At 67.1% G+C, this 25,688-nt stretch carries 23 protein-coding genes and 1 pseudogene; 13 read left to right on the top strand and 11 right to left on the bottom strand.

Annotated features, from left to right (window positions below; all coding sequences use genetic code 11):
* Positions 1–12: 12 nt before the first annotated feature.
* Both AC0IX4_RS15575 and AC0IX4_RS15570 read right to left on the bottom strand, forming a co-directional pair.
* The gene (locus tag AC0IX4_RS15575) at positions 13–1,470 is read right to left on the bottom strand and encodes a carboxylate-amine ligase (protein WP_471829760.1); all 1,458 of its coding nucleotides are present in this window, start codon (positions 1,468–1,470) and stop codon (positions 13–15) included.
* A 49-nt stretch (positions 1,471–1,519) separates the two neighbouring features.
* Entirely contained in the window at positions 1,520–1,987 is a 468-nt protein-coding gene (locus tag AC0IX4_RS15570) for an NUDIX hydrolase (protein ID WP_471829759.1), read from the bottom strand.
* Between the two features lie 14 nt (positions 1,988–2,001).
* On the opposite strand from AC0IX4_RS15570, the pseudogene AC0IX4_RS15565 reads away from it, so the two are divergent.
* The 11 genes and pseudogenes from AC0IX4_RS15565 to AC0IX4_RS15515 form a co-directional block, all read left to right on the top strand.
* A pseudogene (locus AC0IX4_RS15565) lies at positions 2,002–3,245 on the top strand (catalase); the annotation flags it as partial.
* Entirely contained in the window at positions 3,246–3,743 is a 498-nt protein-coding gene (locus tag AC0IX4_RS15560) for a catalase-related domain-containing protein (RefSeq protein WP_471829935.1), read from the top strand. It begins immediately after the preceding pseudogene.
* 270 nt (positions 3,744–4,013) lie between these two features.
* Positions 4,014–5,357, top strand: a complete 1,344-nt coding sequence (locus AC0IX4_RS15555; protein ID WP_042573651.1) for an APC family permease — start codon at positions 4,014–4,016, stop codon at positions 5,355–5,357.
* An 84-nt stretch (positions 5,358–5,441) separates the two neighbouring features.
* Positions 5,442–5,696: a hypothetical protein gene (locus AC0IX4_RS15550; RefSeq protein WP_042573652.1), complete on the top strand. Its 255-nt coding sequence runs from the start codon at positions 5,442–5,444 to the stop codon at positions 5,694–5,696.
* Between the two features lie 56 nt (positions 5,697–5,752).
* Positions 5,753–6,973, top strand: a complete 1,221-nt coding sequence (locus AC0IX4_RS15545) for a cupin domain-containing protein (protein WP_056072535.1) — start codon at positions 5,753–5,755, stop codon at positions 6,971–6,973.
* A gap of 62 nt (positions 6,974–7,035) precedes the next feature.
* On the top strand, positions 7,036–7,617 hold the full coding sequence (idi, locus tag AC0IX4_RS15540; RefSeq protein WP_042573653.1) for an isopentenyl-diphosphate Delta-isomerase: 582 nt from the start codon (positions 7,036–7,038) through the stop codon (positions 7,615–7,617).
* 44 nt (positions 7,618–7,661) lie between these two features.
* Positions 7,662–9,308, top strand: coding sequence for a phospholipase D family protein (locus AC0IX4_RS15535; RefSeq protein WP_056072538.1), 1,647 nt, complete (start codon positions 7,662–7,664; stop codon positions 9,306–9,308).
* A gap of 45 nt (positions 9,309–9,353) precedes the next feature.
* Positions 9,354–10,991, top strand: coding sequence for a RecQ family ATP-dependent DNA helicase (locus AC0IX4_RS15530; RefSeq protein WP_471829758.1), 1,638 nt, complete (start codon positions 9,354–9,356; stop codon positions 10,989–10,991).
* Between the two features lie 220 nt (positions 10,992–11,211).
* Positions 11,212–12,072, top strand: coding sequence for a cyclopropane mycolic acid synthase family methyltransferase (locus AC0IX4_RS15525; protein WP_042573655.1), 861 nt, complete (start codon positions 11,212–11,214; stop codon positions 12,070–12,072).
* Positions 12,073–12,115: 43 nt separating this feature from the next.
* Entirely contained in the window at positions 12,116–12,940 is an 825-nt protein-coding gene (locus AC0IX4_RS15520; protein WP_471829757.1) for an MBL fold metallo-hydrolase, read from the top strand.
* 64 nt (positions 12,941–13,004) lie between these two features.
* On the top strand, positions 13,005–13,424 hold the full coding sequence (locus tag AC0IX4_RS15515; protein WP_042573657.1) for a ChaB family protein: 420 nt from the start codon (positions 13,005–13,007) through the stop codon (positions 13,422–13,424).
* Positions 13,425–13,430: 6 nt separating this feature from the next.
* On the opposite strand, the gene AC0IX4_RS15510 is transcribed toward AC0IX4_RS15515, so the two are convergent.
* From AC0IX4_RS15510 to AC0IX4_RS15485, 6 genes are all read right to left on the bottom strand, one after another.
* A complete protein-coding gene (locus AC0IX4_RS15510; RefSeq protein WP_056069805.1) occupies positions 13,431–14,639 on the bottom strand; it encodes an acyl-CoA dehydrogenase family protein in 1,209 nt (402 codons plus the stop codon).
* A gap of 45 nt (positions 14,640–14,684) precedes the next feature.
* The gene (locus tag AC0IX4_RS15505) at positions 14,685–16,892 is read right to left on the bottom strand and encodes a heavy metal translocating P-type ATPase (RefSeq protein WP_042573659.1); all 2,208 of its coding nucleotides are present in this window, start codon (positions 16,890–16,892) and stop codon (positions 14,685–14,687) included.
* A gap of 1 nt (position 16,893) precedes the next feature.
* Positions 16,894–17,175, bottom strand: a complete 282-nt coding sequence (locus AC0IX4_RS15500) for a DUF1490 family protein (RefSeq protein WP_042573660.1) — start codon at positions 17,173–17,175, stop codon at positions 16,894–16,896.
* Between the two features lie 160 nt (positions 17,176–17,335).
* Positions 17,336–17,965: a hypothetical protein gene (locus tag AC0IX4_RS15495; protein ID WP_052493147.1), complete on the bottom strand. Its 630-nt coding sequence runs from the start codon at positions 17,963–17,965 to the stop codon at positions 17,336–17,338.
* 524 nt (positions 17,966–18,489) lie between these two features.
* The gene (locus AC0IX4_RS15490; RefSeq protein ID WP_471829756.1) at positions 18,490–19,968 is read right to left on the bottom strand and encodes an FAD-dependent oxidoreductase; all 1,479 of its coding nucleotides are present in this window, start codon (positions 19,966–19,968) and stop codon (positions 18,490–18,492) included.
* Between the two features lie 7 nt (positions 19,969–19,975).
* Positions 19,976–20,884: an AurF N-oxygenase family protein gene (locus AC0IX4_RS15485; RefSeq protein WP_042573662.1), complete on the bottom strand. Its 909-nt coding sequence runs from the start codon at positions 20,882–20,884 to the stop codon at positions 19,976–19,978.
* A 162-nt stretch (positions 20,885–21,046) separates the two neighbouring features.
* Here AC0IX4_RS15485 and AC0IX4_RS15480 point away from each other — a divergent pair, with 162 nt between their 5' ends.
* Complete coding sequence (locus AC0IX4_RS15480; protein WP_042573663.1) at positions 21,047–21,385, top strand: DMT family transporter; 339 nt, start codon at positions 21,047–21,049, stop codon at positions 21,383–21,385.
* Positions 21,385–21,705, top strand: a complete 321-nt coding sequence (locus AC0IX4_RS15475; RefSeq protein WP_156388317.1) for a DMT family transporter — start codon at positions 21,385–21,387, stop codon at positions 21,703–21,705. Before AC0IX4_RS15480 ends, AC0IX4_RS15475 begins: the two co-directional genes overlap by 1 nt.
* Positions 21,706–21,709: 4 nt before the next feature.
* Here the strand turns inward: AC0IX4_RS15475 and AC0IX4_RS15470 are convergent, their stop codons facing one another.
* The 3 genes from AC0IX4_RS15470 to AC0IX4_RS15460 form a co-directional block, all read right to left on the bottom strand.
* Positions 21,710–22,348 carry a TetR/AcrR family transcriptional regulator gene (locus tag AC0IX4_RS15470; RefSeq protein WP_471829755.1) on the bottom strand — a complete coding sequence of 213 codons (639 nt, stop codon included), beginning with the start codon at positions 22,346–22,348 and terminating at the stop codon, positions 21,710–21,712.
* Positions 22,349–22,363: 15 nt separating this feature from the next.
* The gene (locus AC0IX4_RS15465; protein ID WP_471829753.1) at positions 22,364–23,848 is read right to left on the bottom strand and encodes an MFS transporter; all 1,485 of its coding nucleotides are present in this window, start codon (positions 23,846–23,848) and stop codon (positions 22,364–22,366) included.
* Positions 23,849–23,966: 118 nt separating this feature from the next.
* Positions 23,967–25,685: a cholesterol oxidase substrate-binding domain-containing protein gene (locus tag AC0IX4_RS15460; RefSeq protein ID WP_471829751.1), complete on the bottom strand. Its 1,719-nt coding sequence runs from the start codon at positions 25,683–25,685 to the stop codon at positions 23,967–23,969.
* Between the last annotated feature and the right edge of the window lie 3 nt (positions 25,686–25,688).

Below are 25,688 nucleotides of genomic sequence, written 5' to 3'. Positions count from 1 at the left end.
GAGTGTTCGGTGCTAGAGCAGCCTGAACGACCGCCCCGCGTCATTCGGTGACATATGGCGGTTACCCGTCGGTACAACGGGGAAAACGTGTGACGGGGCACATGCCCCACGATCGAAGGAGATCTCATGGCAGACGAACTGGACGCGAAGCTCGACTCCGTACAGGAGAAGATCGACGAGGCGAAGCAGGCCGCGGGCGACATTCCGGAACGACGTGACGGCGGAGCCGACCAGGACGACCTGCACCACACCCCGGACGGCGCCGGCGAGCAGACGGGCGATGCGGCCGAGGCGACGCTCGACGAGTTCCGCAATTCCGACGGTGAGCGCGACGAAGGGATGACCGAGGGCGGCGGCGGAGGTCAGGGAGCCGCCTGAACACCGACCGAGCGCGGCAGGGCGAGAGATGTCACCACCTCGTGGCACGCTCGATCCCGCAGCGAGCATCTCTCGCTGTCGGCGCGCACCGGTCCCCCGAGCCAGGAGCGCGTCGATGTGGGTCTCCACCGGCTCGAGGTCACCGGTCACGGTCAAGGCGCCTCGTACATGCGCCACCAGATCGGCGAGACGAGACGCGGCGGGTAGGACAGTGCCTGTCGCCGGGTCCACAGCGTCCCCGTCCAGTCCGTCGTGAGCGGCGAGCCAGTACGCACGGCGCAATCTGCTGTCGGGAACGGCCGGTGCATCGACTTCCGGATCGACACTCATGACCAGAGCGCGACACAGACGTGCGAGAAGAAGGGTGTCGGCACTGTCGGCAGGAACATCCGCGACGCGTATCTCGACGGTCGGTAGTCGCCGCGACGGTCGGACATCCCAGTAGACCATCCCGTCGTCGAGAATCGTTCCCGCGCGGATCATCTCGGAGACCTCGCGGTCGTACTCCGCCTCGGACCGCAGGTGTGGAGGCGGGCCCGCGCTGGGCCATCGCGACCATTGCACCGATCGCCAACTGGCGTACCCCGTGTCGACTCCGTCGTAGATCGGGGAGTTCGCGGATACCGCGAGCAGTGTCGGCAACCACGGTCGGACAGCCGTAGCGACAGCCACCGCGTGGGCTCGGGACTGCACGGCCACATGCACATGGCATCCGCAGACCGCTGCTTGGTCGGCGATCGGCCCGAAACGCTCGGCGATGCGGCGATACCGCGAGTCGTCGGCCACGGTCGTCCGAACCTCCCCCGGCCGATGTACGGGGGCGACTCCCATCGGTACGGCCAGCGCGCCGTGTCTCGCCGACGCGTCCCCGACTGCGGCGCGAGAGGTGGCCAATGCCTCGGCCAAGTCGTCCAGGTCCGTCACCACCGGGCTGGTGGTCTCCACCTGGCATGCGGTCAGCTCGAGGTCCAGCGCGATGCCCGAACGCGACTCGCTCGTCGCGGCCACCTCGCGGTTGCAGTCCAGAGGCGACGCTGTCCGGGGGTCGAGGAGCAGGAACTCCTCCTCCGCCCCCACCGTAGGTACGTTCATGCGCCGAGCGATGCCCACCGAGGGACCGCGCAAACGCGTGACCTGCGTCTCAGGCCCCGCGGAGGTGCCTATCCAGTGTGTCGAGCAACGGACGCTGGCCCGCCAGGATGCGCACCCGAGCCGACTCGGAATCGCACCACTCCACACGATCGACCTCGGGGAACACCATCAGACGCCCCGATGTCGGGGGCCATTGCATCTCCACCTCGTTGCTGACGGCGGTCGACGGATCGAAATCGCCGCCTACGGCGAACGCGCGGACGGTCTTCGCGCGCGACTGTGTGACCGTGCCCAGGTCGATCCACTCCCCGCTCGGCACCGGCGACCCCAACTCTTCCTCGAACTCGCGGGCGGCCGCCGATCGAGCATCCTCGGTCTCCGCGTCGTACTCGCCCTTGGGAACCGACCAGGCACCGGCGTCCTTCCGAGCCCAGAACGGACCACCGGGGTGCGCCAGCAGAACTTCCAGGTTCGTCGGCTCGCCGCGGAAGAGCAGAATTCCGGCGCTCGTCTTCATCCTGCCCATTGTTCGTGACGACGTTTTTCCGCCCGGAGGGCGGGTACGCGGTCCGTTGCCCCGAACGAACACGACAGAGTCACGAGGGAGTCGAGCACATAACAGATGTTGCGTCGCAGGGATCTACACCCGACGACGACCGGGACATCCTGACCGATCGTCAGGGGCACCCCGTCTACGACAACCAGAACCAACGCACCGTGGGCTCGCGAGGCCCGGCGACACTCGAGAATTATCATTTCCTCGAAAAGATCAGCCATTTCGATCGCGAGCGCATCCCCGAACGCGTCGTCCACGCCCGCGGCGCCGTCGCCTACGGCTACTTCGAGGCGACGGGCACCTGGGGTGACGAGCCCATCGAGCGGTACACCCGCGCCAAACTCTTCGCAGAAGCCGGTAAACGAACCGATCTCGCCATCAGGTTCTCGACCGTGATCGGCGGACGCGATTCGTCGGAAGCCGCACGGGACCCGCGCGGTTTCGCGATCAAGTTCTACACCGAGGACGGCAACTGGGACCTCGTCGGCAACAACCTCGGCGTCTTCTTCATCCGCGATGCCATCAAGTTCCCGGACGTCATCCACGCACTCAAGCCGGATCCTGTGACGTTCCGCCAGGAACCCGCGCGCATCTTCGACTACATGTCGCAGACGCCGGAAGCGATGCACATGCTCGTGAACCTGTTCTCGCCCCGCGGGATTCCGGCGAACTACCGCACCCAGCAGGGCTTCGGCGTCAACACCTACAAGTGGGTCAACGCCGAGGGCAAGACCCACCTGGTGAAGTACCACTGGATCCTGAAGGCCGGTGTCTCGTCCCTCACCGAGGCCGACGCTGCCGTCGTCCGGGGTCAGGATCTGGGCCACGCGAGCAAGGATCTGTACGACCACATCGAGAACGGCGACTACCCGGAATGGGAATTGCGCGTTCAGCTCATGAGCGACGACGAGCACCCGGAGCTGAACTTCGACCCGTTGGACGACACCAAGGTCTGGCCGGAGAACGAGTTCCCGCCGAAGGTCGTCGGCCGCATGGTTCTCGACCGCAACGTCTCGAACCATTCACCGAGAACGAGCAGATCTCCTTCGGCACCGGCGTTCTGGTGGACGGGCTCGATTTCTCCGACGACAAGATGCTCGTGGGTCGTACGTTCTCCTACTCCGACACCCAGCGCTACCGGGTGGGGCCGAACTACCTGCAGCTTCCGGTGAACCAGCCGAAGAACGCGTCCGTCGCCACCAATCAGCAGGGCGGCCAGATGCAGTACGCGGTGGACCGTCACGGGGGCAATCCCCATGTCAACTACGAGCCGTCCATCACCGGCGGGCTGCGTGAAGCGCAGTACCCGACGCACGACGAGCAGGGTCCGGAGATCTCGGGTCGCCTCACCCGCAAGCGGATCGATCGCACGAACGACTACGAGCAGGCGGGTCAGCGTTACCAGCTGATGGATCAGTGGGAGAAGGACGATCTGGTGGCGAACCTGGTCGCCAATATCTCCGAGGCGACCCGTGAGGTCCAGGAGCGCATGGTGTGGCACTTCCTGATGGCCGACGACGAACTGGGCGCGCGGGTCGGTGACGGTCTGTCGATCACCGCCGACGACGTCCGCGGACTCGAACCGCTTGCCTCGCAGACACTCTCGGACGAGGAGAACGAGCGTCGAGCGAATCTGGGCAAGAACGGCCCCCGAGACGTGACCGGCCTGGAGATGACGCACTGCGTCCCGAATGAGCGTGACGTGAAGGCCGGCTGACGCGCAGGTCGACTTCCTCTGGACAACAGGTGACGGCGGGGTTATCGTCGATTCTGCAAGCCACACGGATCGGTAGACGAACGTAAGGCAGGTGGTGCGTATCAACGAGGTGAAGCGAAACTACGTGTTCCTTCCATCGCGAGGCCGTCACTGTCCGTGATCGCGCCCGCATCATAATTGTCCGACAACCCCGGTGCCTTTCCCAGGCACCGGGGTTTCTCTTTGTTCCGGGCGCGTTCGTTCGCAGGGGAAACGGGTATGCCCCCGCCCATGACTGAAGTCGACAAAGCGCCGGTGAGCGAGCAGGGGAACGGCCTCCGCACGGCGATCTCGGGGAAGTTGCTGTTCGTGTTCATCCTCGGAGACGTCCTGGGGGCGGGCATCTACGCCCTCGTCGGGGAGATCGCCGGCGAGGTCGGAGGCGCCGTCTGGGTTCCGTTGCTCGTCGCCTTGGCGATGGCGATGCTGACGGCGTCCTCCTACGCGGAGTTGGTGACCAAATACCCCCGCGCCGGGGGCGCCGCAGTCTTCGCCGAGCGCGCCTTCCGTCGGCCCGTGGTGTCGTTCCTGGTGGGGTTCTCGATGCTGGCCGCCGGAGTGACCAGCGCCGCGGGACTGTCCGTCGCCTTCGCCGGCGACTACCTCGGAGCGTTCCTGGACGTCCCCACCGTCCCCGCGGCACTCGTCTTCCTCGCCGTGGTCGCGCTCCTCAACGCCCGAGGCATCAAGGAGTCGATGCGCGCCAACGTCGTGATGACGATCATCGAGGTCAGCGGCCTCGTTCTGGTGGTCGTGCTCGCAGGCATCGTTCTCGGTCGAGGCGACGGAGACATCGGCCGCACGATGGACTTCGCGGACGGCGTGAATCCGGCGGTGGCGATCCTCGCGGCAGCGTTGTTGGCGTTCTACTCCTTCGTCGGGTTCGAGACGTCGGCCAACATGGCCGAGGAGGTCCATGACGTGCACCGCGTCTATCCGCGCGCCCTGTTCCTGTCCCTGACCGTGGCAGGCGCGGTCTACGTCGCCGTGGGGCTCGCGGTCAGCGCCGTCGTTCCGGCGACTGATCTCGCGGACACGTCGGCGCCTCTCCTGGCAGTCGTGTCGGCAGCGGACGTCGGGATCCCCGACAAGCTCTTCGGCGCCATCGCCTTGATCGCCGTGGCGAACGGCGCGCTGTTGACCATGATCATGGCCAGCCGACTCACCTACGGCATGTCCAATCAGGGCCTGCTTCCCTCCGCCGCGGGACGGGTTCTGCCGCGCCGTCGTACGCCGTGGGTCGCCATCCTGGCCACGACCATCGTCGCCATGATCCTCGCCGCCACCGGGACGGTCGCCGCGCTCGCGGAGACGGTCGTGCTCCTGCTGCTGATCGTGTTCGTCAGCACCAATCTCGCCGTGCTCGTGCTGCGCCGCGACACGGTCGAACACCCGCACTTCCGCACCCCGGCAGTACTTCCGGTGCTCGCCCTCGTCAGCTGTGTCGTCCTGGCCACCCAGCAGAGTGCCGGGACCTGGCTCCGGGCCGCGGTGCTCCTTCTGGTGGGTGTGGTCCTGTATGCGGCGATGAGATGGACACGGAGTTTGAGAAGTCCGGAAATCGTCAACTCGTGATCCGTCTCCTGTAGAACGGGAGAGTTCGATGTGTGTCCGACGCCGGGCTACCGGCGTCCGGTCGTGACGAGTGAAAGGCAGTCGATGGCTATCAACGACGACGACATCACCACCTCCGGAGCAGCAGGCGGAGAAGGCCCCGCCGACGGCGGCTCCAACCCCGGCGGCCACGACGGCGGCGCGGACGGTTCCGCGAGCAGCGGTGAAGGGCCCGCCGACGGCGGCTCCAACCCTGACGGACACGACGGCGGCGCCGACGGTTCCGCAGGAGGAGAAGGGCCCGCCGACGGCGGCTCCAACCCCGCCGGCCACGACGGCGGTGCGGACGGTACGGCTTGAGCCGACAGTTCGACGAGCAACGCGGATCGGGAAACCGGTCCGCGTTGCGTCGTCTCATGAGCATCGAGGCTCGAACGTTCGCGGACGAGCACTGGGGTATCGCTCCGCTGCTGACGCGGCGAGAGGACCTGTCGTCGACGTTCGAGGACCTGCTGTCGGTGGACGCCGTCGACGAACTCGTCTCCGAGCGCGGGGTGCGGACCCCGTTCGCGCGCATGGCGAAGAACGGGTCGCTCACCGCGCGCGAGAACTTCACCGACTCCGGCGGTTTCGGCGCCGAGGTGACCGACCAGCTCGATTCCGCGGGGATACTCGCGGCCTTCGCCGACGGTCACACGTTGGTTCTGCAGGGTCTACATCGACTGTGGCCGCCGCTGATCCACTTCGCCGGCGAGTTGGTGCGCGACCTCGGCCACCCGGTCCAGGTGAACTCCTACATCACACCGGCGTCGTCCCGCGGGTTCGATCCGCACTACGACGTGCACGATGTGTTCGTCCTCCAGATCTCCGGCGAGAAACGGTGGATCCTGCACCCGCCCGTGCATCAGCACCCCCTGTCGCACCAGCCGTGGTCCGACCGCAAGGACGATGTCGCAGCGATGGCGCGAACCACGCCGACCATCGACACCGTTCTGCGCGAAGGCGATTCGCTGTACGTGCCGCGCGGGTGGATCCACTCGGCACAGGCACTGGGCGACACGTCGATCCATCTGACCGTCGGAATGTCGGCGTTCACCCGATACGACCTGCTCCACCACCTCGTGTCGACATTCGCCGAGGACGCACGGTTCCGCAGCCCACTCCCCGTCGGGATCGATCTCACCGACGCGGATGCGGTAGCACCCCATGTGCGCGCGCTGCTCACCGATCTGGTCTCCGCACTGGACGAGAACGACGCTCCCGTGAATCGCGAGCATGCGGTCGCCGATCGGGTCGGACGGCGCTTCACCGAGGTCACGCGCCCCGCTCCCGTGCGCCCGCTCGCGACGATCGGGTCGATGGCCGCGCTGTCCGCGAACTCGGTCGTGGGATGGCGTCCGGGTCTGCACGCGCGGATCGTCGACGCCGACGACGCGGTCACCGTCACGACCCGGACGAAGTCGGTGCGGCTGCCTGCGGTGTGCGCCTCCGCCGTTCACCAGCTGCATTCCGGCAAGGACTGCGTCGTGGGAGAGCTGAGCGGACTGGACACCGACGACGCTCTCGTCGTGGTCCGGCGGCTGCTGCGCGAGGGCATCGTGGTTCCGCGATCGAGCCCTGTCCCACCGACCGACTAGAGTCGACGAAGGCATATTCGGACCGGGTCCGACGAAGCACTGTTGGGGAAAGAGAACGCGACGTGGAGCTGGTAGTACTTCTCGACGAGGACGGCCGGGCCATCGGGACCCACGACAAGGCCACCGTCCACCACGACGCCACGCCGCTCCACCTCGCGTTCTCGAGTTACGTCGTGAACCGGGACCGCGAGGTTCTGGTCACTCGTCGTGCTCACGAGAAGCGCACGTGGCCGGGCATCTGGACGAACACGTGCTGTGGGCATCCCGCGCCCGGTGAACGCCTGGACTCGGCCGTTCTGCGGCGCCTGGACCACGAGCTCGGTATCTCCGCCTCGAACGCGGAGCCCGTACTCCCCCGTTTCCGCTACCGCGCGGTGATGAGCAACGGCGTCGTCGAGTACGAGATCTGCCCGGTCTTCCTCGTTCTGCACGACGATCGGTCGGTGGATCCACGTCCGGACGAGGTCGCAGACTTCCGGTGGGAGCCCTGGTCCGACTTCGTCGCGGCCGTGTTCGAGGGCCGCAGCGACCTCTCGCCGTGGTGCCAGGACCAGGTGCGCCAACTGCACGCGCTGGGGAGCGATCCGCTGGCGTGGCCCACCGGCGGCACGGCGTCGTTGCCGCCCGCTGCGCAGGTGGCGTGAGCACCTCCGGCGACGGCGCGCGTCAGCGTCGCGACAATGTCGCGATGAGGGCGATCGACCGGGTGTCCAGCGCCCTGGGGCGGTCCTCGATCTTCGACGACATCGATTTCGACGACACCCATCCCTGGTTCCTGACGGGCGAGGAGCGTGCCAACGCCGACACCCGCATCCGGCCGTGGACCGACGGAAACCTCTGCCGCGCACTCGTGCACGGCGACACGTACTTCCGTGTGCTCGACGAGCACGTCGCAGCAGCGGACGTGGACGATCTGGTGCTGTTCACCGATTGGCGTGGCGACCCGGAGCAGGTACTCACCGATCACGGTCCGACGGTCGAGGGTGCGCTGACGCAGGCAGCCTCGCGCGGCGTCGTCGTTCGAGGACTGCTGTGGCGTTCGCACGCGGAATCGATCGGCTACACCGGCGGCAAGAACAGCGCGTTGGCCTCCGCTCTGGAGGAAGCCGGAGGTGAATGCGTCCTGGACCAGCGCGTCCTGAGCTTCGGGTCGCATCACCAGAAACTCGTGGTGATCCGTTCGGCCGAGCGATCCGACCAGAACGTGGCATTCGTCGGCGGCATCGATCTGGCGCGTGCCCGACGCGACGACATCCATCACCACGGCGACGCACTCAGTCGTCCGTTCCCGCCGGAGTACGGGGAAACCCCTGCCTGGCACGACCTCCAGCTCGAGGTGCGTGGACCGGCCGTCCGGGACGTGGAGGACACCTTCCGCGAGCGGTGGGAAGACCCGGCAGCGTTGTCCCGGCTTCCGTGGCACGTCGTCTCCGATATCGTCCGGCGACACCGACGCGAGCCGTCGGAGCTGCCCGCGCCCCTGCCGGATCCACCGACCGCCGGCACGTGCTCGGTACAGCTCCTGCGCACCTATCCTCGGCGACGTCCCGCCTACCCGTTCGCCCGCGACGGAGAACGCAGTGCGGCTCGGGCGTACGCGAAAGCACTGGGACGCGCGGAACGCCTCATCTACATCGAGGACCAGTACCTCTGGTCCGTGGACGTGGCACGTGTCTTCGCGCGCGCCCTCCGGCGCTCACCACGTCTGCGCATGATCGTCGTGGTGCCGCGCCATCTCGACGACGACAGCGCGATGACCATTCCTCCGGCGCTCCTCGGCCATGCCGCCGCCCTCGACCTGCTTCGCGACGCGGGAGCCGACAGGGTTCTGGTTCTGGACGTCGAGAACGACGACAGCGTGCCGGTCTACGTCCACTCGAAGGTCTGCATCGTCGACGACATCTGGGCAGCCGTCGGCAGCGACAACTTCAACCGGCGGTCGTGGACGCACGATTCGGAGCTGACGGCCGCGGTGGTGGACGAGACCCGGGACGAGCGGTCCCCCGTGGACCCGTCCGGACTCGGCGACGGGGCGCGAGTCTTCGCCCGCGACCTCCGCTTGGAACTGCTCACCGAGCACCTCTCCCGCGACCCGGCCGACGTGGACGACCTACTCGACCCCGACGAGTGCTTCGACGCGGTGTCCGATCACGTGGCCAGGCTCGATGCGTGGCACGACGGCGGTCGAGACGGTGACCGGCCGGTCGGGCGCCTGCGCACGCACGCCATCGAGGTCCCACCCGTGTGGAAGCAACGCGTGTTCTCGGTGCTGTACCGACTGGTGGTCGATCCGGACGGACGCCCCCTGCGATTGAGACTCACGCGTCGCTTCTGACGCACGATCGGATTGGCCCGTCCAGTCCGGGGTATCAGGGCTCTCGTGAGTCCTTCGAGCGACACCGCGCACCGCGTCGACACCGCAGGGTCGGCACTCGGGTACACGGAACTTCATCCTGCGCAACGTGATTCGGTAGCGGCCCTCGCCGGGGGCCGGGACGTCCTGGCACTGCTCGCCAGTGGTTACGGCAAGTCTGCGATCTATCAGATCGCCGCCTCGATCCTCGACGGTCCTACCGTCGTGGTGACTCCGCTGATCGCTCTGCAACGCGACCAGGTCGAGAGCCTGCGCCGTCGGACCGGCGAGATGCGCGCCGTCGCAGTGCATTCGGAGCAGACGACGTCGCAGAACGACGACGCGTGGCGCTCGCTGGAGACCGGCGACGCGACGATGCTCTATCTCACTCCGGAATCGGCGTCTCGACCCGACACGCGGCGGCGACTGCGTGAGATGTCGGTCGCCTGTGTCGCCGTCGACGAGGCGCATTGCATCGCGGCGTGGGGCCACGACTTCCGACCTGCCTATCTGCGCCTCGGCGAATTCGTCGACGCGATCGGGCGGCCGCCCGTCGTGGCGACCACCGCTACCGCCCCGCCGCCCGTTCGCGACGAGATCGTCGAGCGACTCCATCTCGTCGACCCCTTCGTCGCGGTGGGGTCGTTCGACCGGCCGAACATCCACCTGTCCGTCGTCCGCCACCATCACGCGATCGACCTGACCGACGCCGTGGTCGACGACGTCGTGGATCGCGTCGACGCACTGCGGTCCGGTGCCGTCGGCCTGGTGTACGTGGCCACTCGCGCGCAGACGCATGACTACGCAGACCTGGTGGGGCAGCGGGGAGTCGACGCCATCGCCTACCACGCAGGACTCTCCCGCCACGACCGCGAGGATGCGCATCGCGCCTTCCGAGACGGGACTGTGGACGTCGTGGTGGCGACGTCCGCGTTCGGTATGGGCATCGACAAGCCGGATGTCCGCTTCGTCGTCCACACGTCGCCGCCGGAGTCCCTCGAGCGCTACTACCAGGAGTTCGGGCAGGTCGGACGAGACGGCGACGATGCCGCGGCGGTCCTTCACTTCCGCCCGGAGGATCTCGGCTTGTCCACCTTCTTCGCCACCCGGAATCCGCAGCGTGAGGCGCTGGCCGGGGTGTACCGGGCCATCTCCTCCACGACCGCGCCGATACCGACCGATTCCCTGGCAGCGCTCCCCTCGGCGTCGGGCCGCGCGGCGGAGTCGGCGGTGGAATTGCTCGATCGGGCCGGGGCCGTTCGGTGGCAGGACGGGGGGTGGACGGACTGCGGGATGGAGACGGCCGATGCGGTGGAGCTGGCCTGCGAGGCTGCGCATCGCGGGGAGACCGCTGCACGCTCGCGTGTCGAGATGGTGCGGAAGTACGCCGAGACGACGCGGTGTCGACGACGCGTCCTGCTCGAGTACCTCGGCGAGGTGCCGTCCGGACCGTGCGGTCGATGCGACACGTGCGAATCCGGTGTGTCGACGGAACCGGACGACGGCGACGGTCGTTTCCGGCCCGGTGACGTTCTGCATCACCGTGAGTGGGGCACGGGGGACATCGTGTCCGCGGAGTCGGACCGAGTGACCGTCCATTTCCCCGATCAGGGGTACCGCACCCTGTCCACGGCCGTCCTCCTCGAGGAGAACATCGCCGAGTGACGGGGCGGCGAAACGAACGCGAGCCGCGCCAGGGGGGCAGGTAACCGGCGCGCTACCCGGAGAGCTCCCCTCGCACCGGACACCGAGTAGGTTCGGCCCGCCAACCTGCCCGTTTGCGGCGCGAAGCTGCTGCGATGACCGTAGATTCGCGAGAGATGCGGTGTGTCGGGGGACCATGCCGCGTCCTATTCCTGCCGTCGAGTGTGAGGTTGCTACACCCATGACAGACCTGAAGCCCTTCTTCAAGAACGTTCAGTCGCACTACGACCTGTCCGACGACTTCTTCGCGCTGTTCCTCGACCCGACATGGACCTACAGCTGTGCGTACTTCGAGCGCGAGGACATGACGCTCGAGGAGGCTCAGCTGGCCAAGATCGATCTGGCCCTGGACAAGCTCGGACTCGAATCCGGTATGCGGTTGCTCGATGTCGGCTGCGGCTGGGGCACGGCCATGATCCGCGCGCGCGAACGATTCGACGTCGACGTCATCGGCCTGACGCTCAGTGAGCACCAGTTCGGCCGCGTGCAGTCCCGGCTCGACGACCTGCCCGGTACCCGCTCGGCCGAGGTCAGGCTGCAGGGATGGGAAGAGTTCGATGAGCCCGTCGACCGCATCGTCAGCATCGGCGCCTTCGAGCACTTCCGGCGTACACGGCACGTCCCGTTCTTCGAGAAGGCCAGCGCGATCCTGCCGGCCGACGGGGTCATGCTGCTCCACACAATCGTCGGCTACGGCCTGGACGATCTCGCCGAGAAGGGCGTCGCCGTCGACAAGCGTGACGCCGTGTTCATGCGCTTCATCCTCCGGGAGATCTTCCCGGGTGGTGAGCTCGAGCGGCCCGTCACCATCGAGGAGCGCGCCACGTCGGTCGGATTCTCGGTGGACCGCGTGCATTCGCTGCAGCAGCACTACGCGCGCACACTCGAGATCTGGACCGAGAACCTCGAGGCACGCAAGGACGACGCCATCCGTATCGCCGGCGACGTGGTCTACGACCGCTACATCAAGTACCTGAGCGGCTGCGCGCAGCAGTTCCGCCGCGGGACCATCGACGTCATGCAGTTCACGCTGTCGAAGTAGCAACAGCTGTTTGGTGCCGTACCGGCGGGGAAGCCCCGTCGGTATGGCTACCGGCACCTATACGTTCATCGGCAATGCGACGGGACTGTTGTCCTACCGGGGCGTCACACTGCTGACGGACCCCAACTTCCTCCATGCCGGTGAGCGTGCCTATCTCGGGCACGGCCTGTTCTCGACCAGGCGCCTGGATCCGGCGATCTCACTGGACGACCTGCCGCCGCTGTCGGCGATCCTGTTGTCGCACATGCACGGTGATCACTGGGATCGACGTGCGCAGGCGGGCCTGGACTCTGCGCTGCCGGTTCTGACGACGCCGCACGCCGCGTCGAAGCTGCACCACCGAGGCTTCGACGGCGCGGTCGGCCTCGACACCTGGCAGTCCCGACGCATCGAGGTCGGCGACACGGTCGCGACCGTGTCCGCGATGCCGGGACGACACGGACCGATGTGGGCACAGAAACTGCGAGTCCTGCCCCCGGTCATGGGGACGATGGTGGAGTTCTCGACGGCCGACGGTCCGGTGGATCTGCGGGTGTACATCTCCGGTGACACGCTGATGGTGGACGAGCTGCGGGAGATTCCGACGCGATTCCCGGAGATCGACACGGAGGTAGTGCATCTCGGCGGCACCACCCTTCCGTTCGGACAGAACCCGCGCTTCGGAGCGATGGTGACCATGGACGGACGGCAGGGCACCGATGCGATGGAGTGCATCGATCCGCGACAGGTGCTGCCCGTTCATTTCGAGGACTACGGCGTGTTCGCCTCTCCCCTGTCCGACTTCACCCGCGCGATGACGCAACGGGGTCTCGGAGATCGCATCACCCACGTCGGGCGTGGTGAGACGGTCACGGTCGGCTCGCGGTGAGGTGCGCCGGTTTCCCCGATCACCGGGCGGGTATCTCTCGCCCACATCGCGAGAGAGGACGACCATGCCGAAGACCGATGACGACGGCAACGCCGTGAAGTCCGAACTGCCGTCGACGTTGCAGAAGTCCGACGAGAAGGCCCAGCGCACCTATGCCAAGGCTCTCGACTCGGCCGAGGACGAGTACGACGACGAGTCGCGCGCCCATCGTGTCGCCTACGCGGCCCTGAAGCACACGCACGAGAAGATCGGCGATCACTGGGAGCCGAAGGACGAGAAGGGCCCGTCGGACGATCGCGCCCGCAGCGGCGGCAAGAACCCGTCCGGTGAGAGCGCAGGCGGCGTCGACGCCAATGCCTCCAAGAAGCACCTCGAGCGTGTCGCGCGGGAACTCGACATCACCGGTCGGTCGACGATGACCAAGGACGAGCTGGTCACCGCCATCGACAAGGAGAACCGGAAGCAGACTGCGAAGAACCGGTGACGCAGGTCAGCGGAACGCTTGGTGCCCCGTGAGCGCCTTGCCGATCGAGAGCATGTGCATCTCGCTGGTGCCCTCGTAGGTCAACACCGATTCGAGATTGTTGGCGTGCCGCAGCGGCGAGTACTCGAGGGTGATGCCGCTTCCCCCGAGAATGGTGCGGCATTCACGAGCGATCGCGATGGCCTCGCGCACGTTGTTGAGCTTGCCCAGGCTGATCTGATCCGGCGAGATCTCGCCACGGTCCTTGATGCGTCCGAGGTGGACTGCCAGCAGGAACCCCTTGCCGAGCTCCAGCGTCATGTCCGCCAGCTTCTGTTGCGTCAACTGGAAACTGCCGAGCGGCCGGTCGAAGACTTCCCGTGAGTTCGCGTACGCGATGGCCGTCTCGAGACTGTCCCGCGCGGCGCCCAGCGCTCCGAACACGATGCCGAACCGCGCCTCGTTGAGGCAGGACAGCGGGGCACCCAGGCTCGTCGCGCCGGGCAACATCGCCGAGGCCGGCAGCCGGATGTCGTCGAACGCGAGCTCGGCTGTCACGGATGCACGCAGCGACAACTTCTTCCCGACGGCATGGGCCGTGAAACCCGGTGTGTCCGTGGGTACGAGGAACCCGCGGAACCCCTCGTCGGTGCGAGCCCACACGGTGGCGACGTCCGCGAGGGTTCCGTTGGTGATCCACATCTTCGAGCCCGACAGGATCCAGTCGTCGCCGTCTCGGCGGGCGCGTGTCCGCATTCCGGAAGGATTGGAACCGAAGTCCGCCTCGGTCAGCCCGAAGCACCCGATGGCGTCGCCCGCGGCGAGTCGGGGAAGCCACTCCTGCTTCTGCTCCTCCGAGCCGTACCGGTGGATGGAGTACATCGACAGCGACCCCTGCACCGAGACGAAACTGCGGAAGCCGCTGTCCCCTGCCTCGAGCTCCATGCAGGCGAGTCCGTAACTGACAGCGTTCGTCCCCGCGCATCCGTAGCCCTCGAGGTGCATCCCCATCAGTCCGAGGCTGCCGAATTCCTTGGCCAACTCCCGCGGCAGAGTGCCTGATTCGAACCAGTCCCCGACCTCCGGCTTGAGCCGCTTGTCGACGAACGCTCGGACCGTCGCGGCGATATCGCGCTCGTCCTGGTCCAGGAGCGACTCCGCGGCGAACAGGTCGAGCGGGCGCACCGGCGCGGGCGCGGTGCGGGGGGCTGCGTCACGTGGAGCGGTCGTCGTCATCGTGGTCCTCGCAAGATCTGCCGGGGTGTGCGGTCGACTCCGAACCTACCCGGCGACAGCTGTCGACTCGGCGGGTTCTTCGATCGGCGCCGGATCGTCCGGTCGGTACTCGATGAGCCGTGCACTGTTACCGACCACGATGATCGACGACGCGTTGTGCAGAATCGCGGCGAGGACGGGCGACAACGCTCCTCCGGCGCTCACCGCGAGACCGATGGCGTTGACCGCGATGGACATGCCGTAGTTCTGCCTGATCACGGCCACCGACCGGCGCCCCAGCGAACGCACGTCGAGCAACCTGGCCAGGTCGTCCCCGGCAAGCGCCACATCCGCGGTCTCGACGGCGACGTCGGTTCCGGCGGCGCCCATCGCGATCCCGATGTCCGCGGCGGCGAGGGCGGGCGCATCGTTGGTGCCGTCGCCGACCACTGCCACCACGTGGCCCGCCTCCTGCAACTCCCGCACGACGTCCAGCTTGTCCTCGGGCATGACCTCGGCACGCCACTCGTCGATACCCAGTTCGGCGGCCACTGCAGCCGCGGTGGCGGGGTTGTCCCCCGTGAGCATCACGATGCGACGGACGCCGTCCGCCCGCAACGCATCCAGTACCTCGGAGGCGTTGTGTCGGATCTCGTCCCGCAGACTCACCAGTCCCACCAACACGCCGTCGACGGCGAGAAGGAGAGGAGTCTCGGCGCGATGCTGAAGGCGAGTCATCCACCCCGTGGCATCTTCCGATACCGCGACGTTCTCGCGCCGGAGCAGAGATGCGCTGCCCAACAACAGCGTTCGACCGTCCGAGACGGTACGCATGCCGAGACCCACAAGCACTTCGCATTCCTCGTGCGGCGGAATCTCGATACGTCGCTCTTCCGTACTCCGGATGACGGCCTCGGCCAGCGGGTGTCTGGAGTGGATCTCGGAGCTGGCCGCGTAGGCCAGAACCTGCTCCGGCTCCCATGCGTCGTCGAAGGCGATGACATTGGTGACCACGGGACGACCGACGGTCAGCGTTCCGGTCTTGTCGAAGACGAACGCATCCACCCGGCCCGCTTGCTCGAGGTGCGAGCCGCCCTTGATCAGAATGCCGCGGCGGGCACCGTTTCCGATGGCAGCACTGATAGCCGTGGGTGTCGACAACCCGACCGCACAGGGACACGCGACCAGAAGCATCGTCATCGCACGGCGAACGTCCCGAGTGACGACAAGCGTGGCAGCCGAGAGCAGGAACGATGCGGGCACGAAACGACGCGAGAAATTGTCGCCCACGGTCTGGATCGGTGCGCGGTCCTCCTGCGCCTGCTCCACCCGCGCGATGATGCGGCCGATGGCGGTGTCACGGCCGACAGCGGACGCCCGCACCACGACCCGTCCGCGGAGCACCACCGACCCTGCCGCGAGCCGACTTCCAGCGGCCACGGTCACCGGGAGTGTCTCTCCGGTGATGGCGGACTGGTCGACCACGGCGTCACCCTCGACGACGACGCCGTCGACGGGGACTCCGACATGGTCGTGCACCACGACCTCGTCGCCCACTTCGAGGGAATCGATGTCCACGGACACCTCGGTACCGTCGCCCGTGCGGATCCACGCTGTGTCGTGCGTGCCACTCAGGAGGTCGGAGATCGCACGCCGTGTGCGACGGAGAGTCAGATCCTGCAGGTACTCCCCGATATTGAGCAACCAGAGCACCGTCAACGCGACGACGTTCTCGCGCAGCACCAGACTCGCGACCGTGGCGGCCGAGACCAGGGCGTCGGTGCCGGCGCCGCGCCTACCCGCGATGGACCGCACCGCGCCCCGCAGGAACGGGTACCCCGTGAAGACTGTGACACCGGTGGCGACGAGTCGACTGGTCGACCCCAGGACAGGCGGTCGACGTAGGCCGTACCGCCGGAGCCCGAGCAGAACCAGCGCCGCAGCGCCGACGGTCAAGCGCAGCAACTCGCCCGTTCCCACATCCGCTGAGCGCGGCGTCCGCACCGGAACCTGCGCGGACGACGAGACGACAGTCGGTGTCGACGCCAGCGCGGTGGTCACGGTGTCGACATCGGTCCGCGTCCGTGAATACCAGACGACGACCGATGCAGTCCTCGGATAGGCATGTACCGCACGGACTCCCGGCACCGCGTCCAGTAGGTCCTCCACGGCGACCGCACGGGCGTCCTGACCGGCGATCCAGTCGAAGCGCAACCGGATGCGTCCGGCCCCCACGGACAGCAGCGTCGGTCGGGTCTCCGTCGGCGCGAGCATCTCAGTGATCGTGGCCGTGGCCGACGTCGGACGCGGCGGGCGGACGCGCTTCCTCCCCGAGTCGGTCCTTCGCCTCGGAGACGACATCCGAGACGGCGAGGCGTGCGGACTCCGCCTTGACCTCGGCTTTGCGCACCCCGCGCAAGCCGACCTCGGTAGCGCGGACGGCCGCTTCGCGGAGCGGAGCGCGGTCGACGACCTTCTTGACGCCGTTGTAGGCGGCCACACCGACGACGCCGGTCACGACGGTCGATGCCGCTTTGGCGATGAACGGGACCAACATCTCGCAGAACTCCTCACGGTCTGCTCGGCAGACACGGGTCGGGGGTACAGGTGACGCACGTGGCGGCGACCGTTGTCGCACCCGAACACTAGCCTTACCGAACATCGTTGTCGGCAATCGGTCGCTCGATCGGACTGTTTCCTGCCCGGCGACAGAGCGATCAGGCAGCAATCATCAGGTCTCGTCCGGTCAACGTCTCGGTCTCGTGCAGGATGCGTGTGAAGACGTCGTCGCTGACGTGGTCGGCCAGCATGTAGCGGTCCCACCACATCATGCGCGTGCGGTACCGCTCGTCGGGATAGGCGGCAGGAGCGATGTTCTCGGCCACCCGGCCACCGCCGGACTCCCACCGACGCAACACGTGGTCGGCCGCCGTGGCCATCACGTACCGAGCACCGGTGAACACCATCGTCGGAAGCGCCGTGCGGGAGAGCAGCGCGGACAATGCTCCCGGGTGGTCGGCGTCGGACGAGACGAACGCCGTCTTCATCTCGACGACACCGTCCGGAAGACGACCGTGGATCAGATCGGCGACATCGGACTTCGCGGAGTTGCCGTCCCATTCGACGAGCGCATGCGATTGCTCGGCGCTGATGTACGGGCCTTGCCCGCGCACACCCGCGACGACGCGTCCGGCACGGTCCACCGCCGCGTAGAACACGGCGGTGTCGACCCCGTCCTCGACGCGCTCGAAGTCCAGGGCGACACCCACTCCGTGACGCTCGTACGACTTCTTGGCGCAGTCGAGGTAGTCGTTCCAGAGAGCGCGATCCTCCGACGGAGTGCTCATCACCAGAACCGTTCCACTATCACGATCGGCGAGCCGTGAGCGACCGCGCGTCACGAGCCGAGTAGGGGCTAGCAGTGTCGTCGTCATCGGACACCTCTCGAGAAAGAGTTGTCGGACCGCCGTCCGGCGCCCCGACCAACAGACCACGGACCCGCCGGACGACGAATCCACACAGTGATTGTCCCGCTTCCGGCGCGAAAAGTGGATTCCGCCCCGAAAGTCGTACGCGCAGGTGGCGCTGCCCTTTTCGCGGGCCGTTAACGAACCGCAGGTCAATAACTCGATTCTGGTGCAGTACCCGAGTTACTCGCTCGTATTCCCGGACAGTTCAGTGACAGGTTGCAGAGTTGAGCCAGTGAAACGGACCAAATTTCGTGAAAAGACACGAATGGTCCGAGGGCGTTTCGCGGCGCGAATGGGCACTGTCACGTCCGAAGAAACCGGTCGGTTGCCACAAAAAAGGATGCCGCACCCCGTTTCGGGGTGCGGCATCCATTGTCGACGGATGGCTTCCGGCGTGTCGGCTACTTCCGCGTGGAACGCCGGAAGACCGAGCGACGCGTCGTCGACGCGGTCGTGGACGAGTCGGCGAGAGCGTCCGCGAGGAGGAGGTCGACGGTGCGCTCCGCGTCGGCTTTGTTGTCGCCGATCCCGCCCGACGCACCGCGCTTCGCCCAGCCGACCACGTACGCGCCCGCGAGTGGCTCGCCGTCCTCACCGATCACTCGTCCGTCGACGTTGCGCACCGTTCCGCGGTCCTCGTCGAAGGGAAGTCCGGGCAACGGTGATCCGCGGTACCCGGTCGCCTGCAGAACGAGGTCGGCCGCGATCGTCCGCGTGCCGTCGGCGTCGCGAACGTCCAGTCCGCGCACACCCCCGTCGTGCCGGATCGCCACCGGTGTCCGTCCGAACGAGAACACGATCCGTCGTGCGGTCTCGGAGGCCGCCGGCACAGACGCCACCGGCACCGTGGCCAGAGGGGATGCCGATGCGGACATCGGGAGAGAACCGAGAGCAGACACGATGTCGTCCGGCCCGTCGACGACCACGGGAACCGAACGACGGCTGACCAGCGCCTGGCATTCGGAGCGGGTGAAGGCGGCGAACTCCGGCCCACGACGGCCCAGCACGGTGACCTCGGAGACGGAACTGTTCCGCAGCGCTGCCAGCGCGTGCGGCGAGATGTCCGTGCCGACGAGGTCGTCGACATCGGCCGTGAGAATCCGTGCTGCATCGAGAGCGACGTTGCCGTTGCCGATCACGACGACACGCTCGACTCCGCTCAGATCGATCGCGTCGGCCGCGACATCCGGGTGTCCCGTGTACCAGCCCACGAGCAGGCGGGCGCTCACGGGGACGGACTCGTCTCCCAGCGGGAGCGCTCTGTCGCGATCGGCACCCACCGCGTAGACGACGGCATCGAACTCGGCCGACAACTGCTCCGGGGTGATGTCCACCCCGACCTCCACGCCCATCCGCATCGTCACGCGGGAGTGGACGAAGAGGGAGCGGAAGTGCTCACCGATCCGGCGAGTACTCGTATGATCCGGCGCCACACCGTATCTCGCCAATCCACCCGCGTTGGGCAGTCTGTCGAAGAACGTGACGGTCGCGTCCGTCTGTCGCAGTAGGGCTGTCGCGGTGTAGCACGCGGCAGGCCCGGTGCCGACCACCGCGACCCGTCGCAGCGCGACCTTGCCGATGTCGGCGGGCGGGAAAACCGGTGCGCCCCAGGCGTGGTCGACCGGCCGGTCCTTGTAGTAGTCGGCGTTCAGCTCCGCGTACACCTGCTGGGACGGGGACAGCCGCGAGACTCGGGTGATGGCATCCACCGGGCACGCATCGGCGCACGCCCCGCAGTCGATGCAGGTCCGTGGATCGATGTACAGCAGGTCGGTCTTCCCGAAGTCCGGCTCGTCCGGTGTGGGATGGATGCAGTTCACCGGGCACACCGACAGACACGATGCGTCGTTGCAGCAGTTCTGGGTGATCGCGAAGGCCATGGAGGTATCAGACCATGTGGATGGTGCGGTACACAGCCGCAGCAGGCTTCGTCAGCAGACCGCAGTCACTGAGAAACGCCATCAGATGCTGGCTGCTGGTACGCATCATCACGTGATGGTGGGTGTTCTTCTTCGCCTCGCGCACCGCGCGATCGGTGTCCAGACCGGCGGCGGCGTATACGTCCTTGTTCACCATGTTGGACACGATGACGCGTGCTGCGATAGCGATGAGCAGCGCGGCGGACTTGCGTCGGGCGGTGGAGATGCCGTCCATGTGCTCGCGCATCTGCTGACGCGCGAACGTCATGTGGCGTGATTCCTCGACGACGTGGATCTTGCTCGTCGTGCGCACCAGCGGCAGGACGTTCTCCCCGCGCATCCAGTCGCGCTGCATGACGTCGAGCACTTCCTCCGCCACCAGGATGCCGCCGTACGCGGCCTCCGACACGGCGAGAGTCTTGAAGCCGCGACCGAGCTCGACGCTCAACCGGCGGGGGACGTAGGCCTTGATTCCCATGGTGCTGCAGGCGCGCGCGAACATCAGCGAATGACGGCACTCGTCGGCGATCTCGGTGAGAGCGAACTGGAAGTCGGACGAGGAGTAGTCGCCGCAGTACTGATCGCGCAGCACCATCTGCTGCAGGATCATCTCGAACCAGATACCCGTGCTCATGATCGAGCAGACCTCGTGGCGAGTGAGAGTGACGCGCTGCTCCGGCGTCATCTCCTTCCACAGATCGGTGCCGTAGAGGGTGCTCCACTCGGGGTTGAGACCGAACTGCTCCGGGTCGAGAGGGGCCTCCCAGTCGACCTCCTGCATCGGGTCGTAGGACAGCGCGGCGACGGAATCGAGCAACCGGGCGGAGACGTCCTCCATGTTCGAGGTCGTGAGATCGGTGTCGAGTGTGCTGGTCATCGCGTCGTCCTTCCGTGGGGCGGGTGCATGTCCGTGACTAACTGTGACAGAGGTTATCAGGTACCAAGCGTCACGGGAAGTGTGCGGACGGACGGACACGTCGGCGCCGCAGCTGTGACACGTGCGACGCCTCGGCCCGAGGACCGGTGTGACAATGGACCCGTGCGTCCATGGTTTCTGCTGGTCCTCGCCATCGCGAGCGAGGTCACGGGCTCACTCGCGCTCGCGGCGGCGGTGACGACACCGCCCTGGTACGCCGTGGTGGTGGTCGGATACGTGGCATCGTTCGTGTTGCTCGGTGCCGTGCTCCGCGCGGGCATGCCGCTGGGAGTCGCGTACGGAGTCTGGGGTGCGATCGGAGTGGCATCGACAGCGGCGTTGTCGAGCGTCATCTTCGACGAGAAGCTCACCGTCGTGACGATCCTCGGCCTCGCGCTGGTGATCGCCGGGGTGGTCGTGGTGGAACTGGGATCGCATCGCGCACGGACACCGCAGCCGTGATGTGGTTGCTGCTTGCCTGCGCCATCGCCTCGGAGGTGACGGCCACCCTCTCGCTGCGAGTCGCCGTCCACGGCAGGCGCGCGCTGTACGCCGTGGTCGTCGCCGGCTACCTCGCGTCCTTCGTCTTCCTCGCCCTCACGTTGTCGGCGGGGCTCGGCATCGGGGTCGCCTACGGGATCTGGGCGGCGACCGGCATCGCCGTCACCGCGATCGCAAGCCGTCTGCTGTTCGGCGAACCGTTGACCAGGACGATGTCCGCCGGAATCGTGTTGATCATCGCCGGGGTGCTCCTGATCGAGACCGGCAGCTCGCACACCTGACCGGTCACCTCGTGGCGGTCGCCTGCCAGATTCCGACGATGGCGTCGACCAGATCGGTCCCGCTCGCCCGCCACAGTGCGGCGCGGTCTCCGTCGGACGCGGCGATCTCAGCTTCGCGCTCGGCCATGACGTGGACGAGCAACGTCCGAGCCATTCCGCCTCGGGCGACACGCACGTCGACGGGCATGGGAGGCAGGCACGAGTTCACGCCGTCCACCGTCTCGCGCAAACCCGGCGAGGACAGTGATTCCTCCACGAGGATCGTGCGGAGCGTCGGATCCGTCATCACCTGACTGGCGAACCGGGCGTACCAGGTGGAGTGTCCGACGTCGGCGAAGTACTCGGTGGACGGCCGTACGAGTGCCGACACCCACCCGCGAAGGTCGGGGCGGTCACCGAGGGCGGCGACATGCGAGGCCCGGAACTGCTCGACCCCCGCGGATCGCCGCACCACGATGGCCCGGACGAGGTCTTCCTTGGTGCCGAAGTGGTACCCGACAGCCGCACTGTTCGCCTGACCGGCCGCATCTCCGACCTGCCTGTTGGACACCGACACCACGCCGTTCTCGGCGTAGAGGCGTTCGGCAGCATCGAGGATCGCTTCGCGTGTGCTCTCCGAACGCGCCGTGCGGACCCTGGTCACGACTGAAGAGCGTAGTCAGTCGACGGGCTGGACCGGTCGGACGCCGTGCGCGTCGACCGGACCGCCCACCACGTCCGAGGCCGCGTCGTCCGTACGACCGTGGGCGGGCAGGAACGACGCCAGCAGAACCGAGAGCACAGCGGCCCCTGCGGCCACGGCCATCACGACGCGGAACGCGTTCTGGGTGGGCACCTGCGCGGAGCCGAGTGTCACGGTCATCGATGCCAGGATCACTCCGGCGACAGCGCTGGCGAACGACGTTCCGAGAGAACGCATGAGCGTGTTGAAGCTGTTCGCCGCGGCCGTCTCGGTCGCCGGAACGGCGGACATGATCAAGGCCGGCATGGCGCCGTACGCCAGGCCGATTCCTGCGCCGATGATCAGCGAGACCACGACCAGCTGCCATACGGCGCCCATCAGGACGATGCCGGCGAGGTAGCCGACGGCGACGACACCGGCGCCCGCCATCAAGGTGGTCTTGGGGCCGCGCGTGGTGGTGATCCGCGACGACAACGGCGCGACCGCCATCATCACGAGGCCGGACGGCGCCATCACCAGACCGGCCACCAGAACGGACTTGCCGAGGCCGACTCCGGTCGCCGCGGGAAGCTGGAGAATCTGCGGCAGAACGAGACTGAGCGCGAACATGGCGAAGCCGAGCATGATGGACGCGGCGTTGGTGAACAGCACCTGTCGACGCATCGAGACCCGCAGATCGACCAGCGGCTGCGGTGAACGCAGCTCCCACGTCACCCACGCAGCGAACGCCACCACGGCCACGACCAGCAGTCCGAGTGTGCGCGCACTCGTCCATCCCCAGTCGGATCCCTTCGAGATGCCGAGCAGCAGAGTCACCAACGCGACCGACAGCGTTGCGGCGCCGCCGAAGTCGAACGCACCGCCGGTCCGTGCATCCGACTCGGGGATCACGGCGACGACGAGTGCCGTGACGATCAGCCCCAGAGCCGCGGCGGTCCAGAAGAGGAAGTGCCAGCTGGCGTACTCGGCGATGACCGCGGCGGCCGGAAGTCCCAGCGCTCCACCGACTCCGAGCGACGCACTCATCAGCGCGATGGATCCGGGCAGCTTCCGGCTCGGCAGGACGTCGCGCATGATCGAGATGCCCAGGGGAATGACACCGGCCGCCAGACCCTGCAGCGCACGGCCGATGATGAGCGGAATCAGGCTGGTGGCCAGGGCGCCCACCACGGACCCTGCCACGAGCAGAGCGAGACTGACCAGCAGCAGTCGGCGTTTGCCGAACATGTCGCCGAGTCGTCCCGTGACCGGCACGGCGACCGCACCTGCCAACAGAGTCGCGGTGATGGCCCACGCGGTGTTCGCGGCGGACGCGTTCACGAGCGTCGGGAGTTGCGGGACGATCGGGATGATCAACGTCTGCATCAGCGCGACCGTGATGCCGGCGAATGCCAGAACGCCGACGATCCGACCGGTGCCGGTCACGTCCTCGTCGAGAGAGGTGGGTGGGGATGTCGTCATCACGAGCTCCATCAGCCGTCGAAGTTAAACCAGTTGATTTAAACCAACTGGTTCAACGTACGTTCCCACCCGCTCACCGAACCAACTCCCGACCGAAGTTGTGGTGCGGCTCACTCCGTTACCGGACGAAACGGTCGAGGAAGGCATTGGAGAACACCCGATCGGGGTCGAGGCGGTCCACGACGTCGACGACCGTGTCCCACGTGCGATCCCCCTCGTACCCGTCGCGATACGACTGCGGGATCGCGCTACCGAGAGCCTCGGCATCCTCGTACGGCCGGTCTTCCGAGAACGCCCACCCTTTCGACCACTCCGGTCGGAACACCGAATCGACCCCATCGAAGCGCTGACGCATCCACTGCTCCATCTCCCGGTAGAAGGCGAACATTCCGGGCGTACCGGGAATGCCCAGCACGTTCAACCAGATCGCCGTGTCCCATTCCGGACGATCCGGCCGCGGACGCATGGCGGACAGCGTCGGCGCCCCTGCCGACTCCACGAGCACGTCGTCCTCCTGATCGAGTCCACAGCACCGGATCTCGACCGGACCGTTGATCGGGTACCGACCGCGCGCAGCATAGTGATCCACCCGCGCGCGGAACCACTGCGTGAAGTCGTGGACGACAGTGGCAGCGTTCGCTCGCGACGTGAGCACCGCACCACCGCCCTCCGTCAACAGAAGCGTGCTCGGACGGATGTAGAACTGCACGTTCTTGGGATTGCCCCAGATGTCCGACGACGCGGTCGCCGCCAAGCCCGCCACGGTCGCCGCCAGGAACATCCTGCCGAGTCCGGGTGTCAGGTCGGTGCGGCCGGAGACGACGGCACCGATGACGTCCGAGACGGCCTCCGGCAGAGTGTCGGAGAACGGATAGTTGTACGGCTCCGTCACCTGTCGCGAACCCGGTGGTCGCATCGGGGCGAGGGACCAGACCTTGAGCCACGGCGTGTCCGTGAACGGATACCAGATCGCCTCCGCACGCCCGGCGCTGTCGAGGAACGACTCCATGGTTCGACCGGGAGACCCCGCGGGTGCGAACATCTCGGACCAGCCGATGTCGGTGAAACTCCGACATCGCATGGGCACCAGCTCGTGTGCCTGCAGAGTCACCTCGGTGACGAACGCCCGGCCGAGATGGGTAGCCAATACCGGTGCGTCGTCGTCGCCCCGTGCCACTGTGCGAAGCTCGAAACCGTTGCTACCCTTGGCGATCACCCGCATCGACGTCACCAGATTGCTCAGCGAGCCGAGCGTCGAACCGGGCGCTCCGACTTCTCCCGTCGCGCGCAATGCCGCACCGTGCGCTCCCACCGCGAGCGCTCCGGCGATGGACAGCACCCCCGGCGCGGGCACGCTCGACCACGCGAGGCCGTGAGCTTCCAACGCCGAGAGGATGGCGTGCAGAGTGGCGCCGGCTCCCGCCGTGACGGTGGACCGTTCGACGTCCACGGAGACCTCGGTCATCCCGGTCATGGTGTCCACCAACACCACTCGACTGAGGTCCTCCCCCACCTCGATGGTGAAAGGCGTCCACCCGTGCATCGCGCCGCGAGGCCTGAGCCGGTAGCCGTGCTCGACCGCCCAGTCCGCGAGGGTGACGACGTCGTCCGCGTGTCGAGGTGAGCATGTCCAGACACCGTCGACGACGATCTCCTTCGACCAGTTCTGATATTTCTGGCGGAACAGCGCGATCCCGGCCGGAAAGTTCGGCGGCACCGACCCGGCGGCAGCAGAGTCGGCGGGAACGGCACCGGCAGGAACGGCGCGGGCAACGCTCGCGAAGGCCACGGCAGCAAGAGTGCCCGTGATGAACGTACGTCGGTCGTGGGTGAGCATGAG

Source organism: Rhodococcus sp. AC861, assembly GCF_979256035.1.
The sequence above is the reverse complement of the archived record's forward strand: the minus strand, read 5'-3'. Positions and strand labels throughout refer to the sequence as shown.